The 3,718-nt window shown below is 53.8% G+C and carries 4 protein-coding genes; 3 read left to right on the forward strand and 1 reads right to left on the reverse strand.

Going from position 1 to position 3,718, the window contains the following annotated elements:
- On the reverse strand, positions 1–414 hold a 414-nt coding region (locus IGQ15_RS11945; protein WP_297052165.1), incomplete at its 3' end, for a hypothetical protein.
- 175 nt (positions 415–589) lie between these two features.
- On the opposite strand from IGQ15_RS11945, the gene IGQ15_RS11950 reads away from it, so the two are divergent.
- From IGQ15_RS11950 to IGQ15_RS11960, 3 genes are all read left to right on the forward strand, one after another.
- Positions 590–2,041: a RecQ family ATP-dependent DNA helicase gene (locus tag IGQ15_RS11950; RefSeq protein WP_297052167.1), complete on the forward strand. Its 1,452-nt coding sequence runs from the start codon at positions 590–592 to the stop codon at positions 2,039–2,041.
- A gap of 120 nt (positions 2,042–2,161) precedes the next feature.
- On the forward strand, positions 2,162–2,860 hold the full coding sequence (locus IGQ15_RS11955) for an FxLYD domain-containing protein (RefSeq protein WP_297052170.1): 699 nt from the start codon (positions 2,162–2,164) through the stop codon (positions 2,858–2,860).
- 34 nt (positions 2,861–2,894) lie between these two features.
- On the forward strand, positions 2,895–3,680 hold the full coding sequence (locus tag IGQ15_RS11960) for an HAD family hydrolase (RefSeq protein WP_297052173.1): 786 nt from the start codon (positions 2,895–2,897) through the stop codon (positions 3,678–3,680).
- The last annotated feature ends 38 nt before the right edge of the window (positions 3,681–3,718 follow it).

Below are 3,718 nucleotides of genomic sequence, written 5' to 3' on the forward strand. Positions count from 1 at the left end.
GAAGGGCTGTTGCGGCGGCGGCAGCGGCGACTCCACCATCAAATTGCAGGGAAAGGGCGTACCGTACATCGAGGCACAGAAGGGACTATCGAGATCACGGGTGCGGACAGGGGGCTGATTGCTTTGCTGATACCACGCATCCGTAGAAACGTAGTTGATCCGCTGTGCCCGATTCACAATGTCATCATCCCGATAGGTGGGAAGCCCAAACGTGAAAGCGGCGTCGCCAGCGATCGACTCATCCCGCCAATACCCTAGACTGCCATCAATCCGTTCAAAAGCTTCGGGCAAGGTAGGCTGAGTTACAGGCAATTGTTGGGGATTGATAGATTGGCGGCGGCTTTGGGCAGTTGCCGGAGCGGCCACCGCTGCCAACATTGCCACGCATACCAGCGGCACAAATTTCATGCCCATAGGTTCATCTCCATAAGCGTTTTACACTTCGGCAACAGTAATAGGCCTAAAGGGTCTTAGGCATTCTAGGATTTCTTGCTTATAATTATTCTAATATTGACTCCCCTTGCTGCCCCGGAAGACTGTGCCGCTTTTTGGAACGTTGAGAATTCTCATCAAGGCTTGAGCCAGTGGAATGCTGGATGCCGATCTAGATCTCATACAGGCTGCCCTACAACAATACTGGGGCTATTCTGAGTTGCGATCGCCCCAAGCTGAGGTGATGACGGCACTCTTGCAACGACGGGATGCCCTAATTGTCCTCCCTACCGGAGCGGGTAAAAGTCTCTGTTTTCAGTTGCCCGCACTACTTCAAGGGGGATTGACGTTGGTGATCTCGCCGCTGCTTGCCCTCATGGAAAATCAAGTGGGTGAATTGCGGCGACGGGGTCTTGCTGCCGCAGCCTACCATAGTGAACTGCCCAGCAGCCAACGACGTCAGATTCTCTCACATCTCAGGGACTACCGTTTGCTCTATCTCTCCCCAGAGTCGCTATTTTCTAGCCTCCTTTGGCCGCACCTCTGTTCACCGCAGGTGCGCCTCAATGCTTTGATTGTGGATGAAGCCCATTGCCTTGGACAGTGGGGCGATCGCTTTCGACCAGTTTACCGTCGCTTGGGAACGGTGCGGCCTGCCCTCCGTCAATCTAAACCCCACCACCCACCTTTCGCAATTGCTGCTTTCACGGCCACTGCCGATCCCAATGCCCAACGCACCCTCATTGAGGTTTTAGGCCTAGAGCAGCCTGTGCAGATCATTCACAGCCCCTATCGTGCCAATCTCTATTTAGCCGTACGCTCTGTGTGGAGTCGGAGGTATCGCCGCCATTGTCTCCAGCAATTTCTCAAGCAGCAGGGGCGAACCTCAGGATTGATCTATGCCCGCACTCGGCACGACTGTGAAACCCTAGCCACTTGGCTGCAGGAGCAGGGGCACTGCACCACCGCTTACCATGGCGGACTGCCAGCAGCACAGCGACGCCAAATTGAGAGCGATTGGTTGCAGAACAAGCTACCCTTTGTGGTCTGTACCAATGCCTTTGGTATGGGGGTGAATAAACCCAATGTGCGTTGGATTTGCCACTATCAGCCGCCTCTGCAACTCAGTGAATACCTCCAAGAGGTGGGACGCGCTGGGCGAGATGGCCAACCGGCACAGGCACTGGCTTTGGTGAGCGATCGCTGGGGTTGGGATCGCGAAGATCAACAGCGTTGGCACTTTTTTCAGCGCCAAAGTCAAGATACTTACAATCGCGCTATGGCACTTCAGACGCATCTGCCCCTCAGGGGTCATCTTCCGCAACTGCGGCAACGCTTTCCTGAGGTGGAACTGACGTTGGCATTACTGCATCAACAGGGGAAACTCCGCTGGCAAGACCCTTTTCACTATTGCCGTCAACCCTTAGCACAGGTGCCACCGCCGCCCAAAGACACTCAAGAACAGTTGATGCAAAAGTTTCTCTATCACCGCGGCTGCCGCTGGCAGTTTCTCCTCCAAGCCTTTGGTTTTGCCACTGAGGCAAGGGGATTGCGTTGTGGTCATTGCGATCGCTGTCGGCCTGCAAACCGTACCTGTAAAATACCGTGAATTCACAGATTTGTATCACTGGGACTTTGTGTACACTGGCACATAGAACGGTAGGTTTACCATCGGTCAGCAAAGGTTTCGCAGCAGTCATTCTGTTGCCACAAGGTAGGGGTTGTGGGCATGGGGTTACTACAGGTTGAGCAAATTCGCGAAACACTTCAGGATTTGCTTTCAGAACATGCCGTTGTTGTGCAAGTGAACCAGTTTCGCAACCAGTTAAATATTGTTTTGAACAAGCCCCCCGGCACCGTTGCCCATTATTCTGCCCTAGTGAATCTTCTCAAATCCCGTTTGGGACAGTTTCACCTTGATGATATTGCTCGCATTAAGATTATTGGCCGCATTCAAGGTTCCCCTAAACCCGATTGGGAAGAGGTCATTGATCTACGCCCCCCCAACCCAGCCCTAGCTGCCCCTGTGTCTGCTTCCTCGGCTCCGTGGGTGGTGGCGATCGCTGCTGGAGTTGTGAGTTTACTGGTGATCTTTAGCTACCATCTCGGTCGGTGGCAGCAACAACAATGGATGCAGCAGTTGATTGGTGGTAGCCTTGCGCAACAGGGCGTCACCATGGCGGACTTCAAGTGGCATATTGAGGGTGGGGCACCGTTTATTGTGGGCGTTCTCAAAAACTATAGTGAAGAGCACTTGCGCATGATTCAGGCAGATTTTGAACTCTTGGATAAGGGGGGGCAGCGGGTCGGAGCCATCTCGGTGCAGGTTTATGGTCTTGGCCCTGAGGAAACTTGGTACTTCCGTGAACCCGTGGGCAATCAGCAAGCAGTACGAGCACGACTGGTAAAATTGCAGGCGTTCCACTAATTTTTCCTCGAAGAGGGATGGATTACAACTCTCTATGGCTCACCTTAAAGCACTGATTTTTGATGTGGATGGCACCTTAGCGGACACTGAGCGGGATGGCCATCGCGTTGCCTTCAATAAAGCCTTTGCGGCGGCGGGTCTAGATTGGGAGTGGGATATTTCCCTCTATGGTCAACTGCTGGCGGTGGCGGGGGGCAAGGAGCGGATGAAGTATTACCTTGATCGCTTTCGCCCCGATTGGCCACGTCCCCAAAATTTGGATGCCCTGATTGCCGATTTGCACAAGGCCAAGACCCGCTACTATACGGAGCTATTGGCAGAAGGAGCAATTCCTCTGCGGCCGGGGGTGAAACGGCTGCTCACTGAAGCCCGTGAAGCAGGATTACGTTTGGCGATCGCCACCACGACCACCCCTGCCAATGTCACCGCACTCCTTGAAAATGCCCTTGCTGCTGATGGCGTCAGTTGGTTTGAGGTGATTGCCGCTGGGGATGTGGTGCCAGCCAAGAAACCCGCGCCTGACATTTACTTCTACACGCTTGAAAAGATGCGCCTCTCACCCCAGGAGTGCCTTGCCTTTGAGGATTCCGCCAACGGGATTCAGGCAGCCACCGCCAGTCGCCTAGCGACGATTATCACGATCACTGACTACACCCAGGATCATGATTTTCGCGATGCGGCGCTTGTCTTGGATTGCCTAGGGGAACCTGACTACCCCTTTCAAGTGATTCGCGGTGAGGTGGGCTGGACGACCTATGTGGATGTGCCCCTCTTGCGATCGCTGCACCAACAGTGGACAAGTACGTTGAGTCATCGATAATTTTCTGGCCACAACGTTTTACAGTGAATATACGAACC

Source organism: Thermosynechococcus sp. M98_K2018_005 (assembly GCF_015295825.1).
In the GTDB taxonomy this organism is placed as follows: Bacteria; Cyanobacteriota; Cyanobacteriia; order Thermosynechococcales; family Thermosynechococcaceae; genus Thermosynechococcus.

Excerpts from the sequence above, each read along its gene's own strand:
- IGQ15_RS11955 (WP_297052170.1), top strand. The coding sequence starts at position 2,162 with ATGGGGTTACTACAGGTTGAGCAAATTCGCGAAACACTTCAGGATTTG.
- IGQ15_RS11950 (WP_297052167.1), top strand. The coding sequence starts at position 590 with ATGCTGGATGCCGATCTAGATCTCATACAGGCTGCCCTACAACAATAC.
- IGQ15_RS11960 (WP_297052173.1), top strand. The coding sequence starts at position 2,895 with ATGGCTCACCTTAAAGCACTGATTTTTGATGTGGATGGCACCTTAGCG.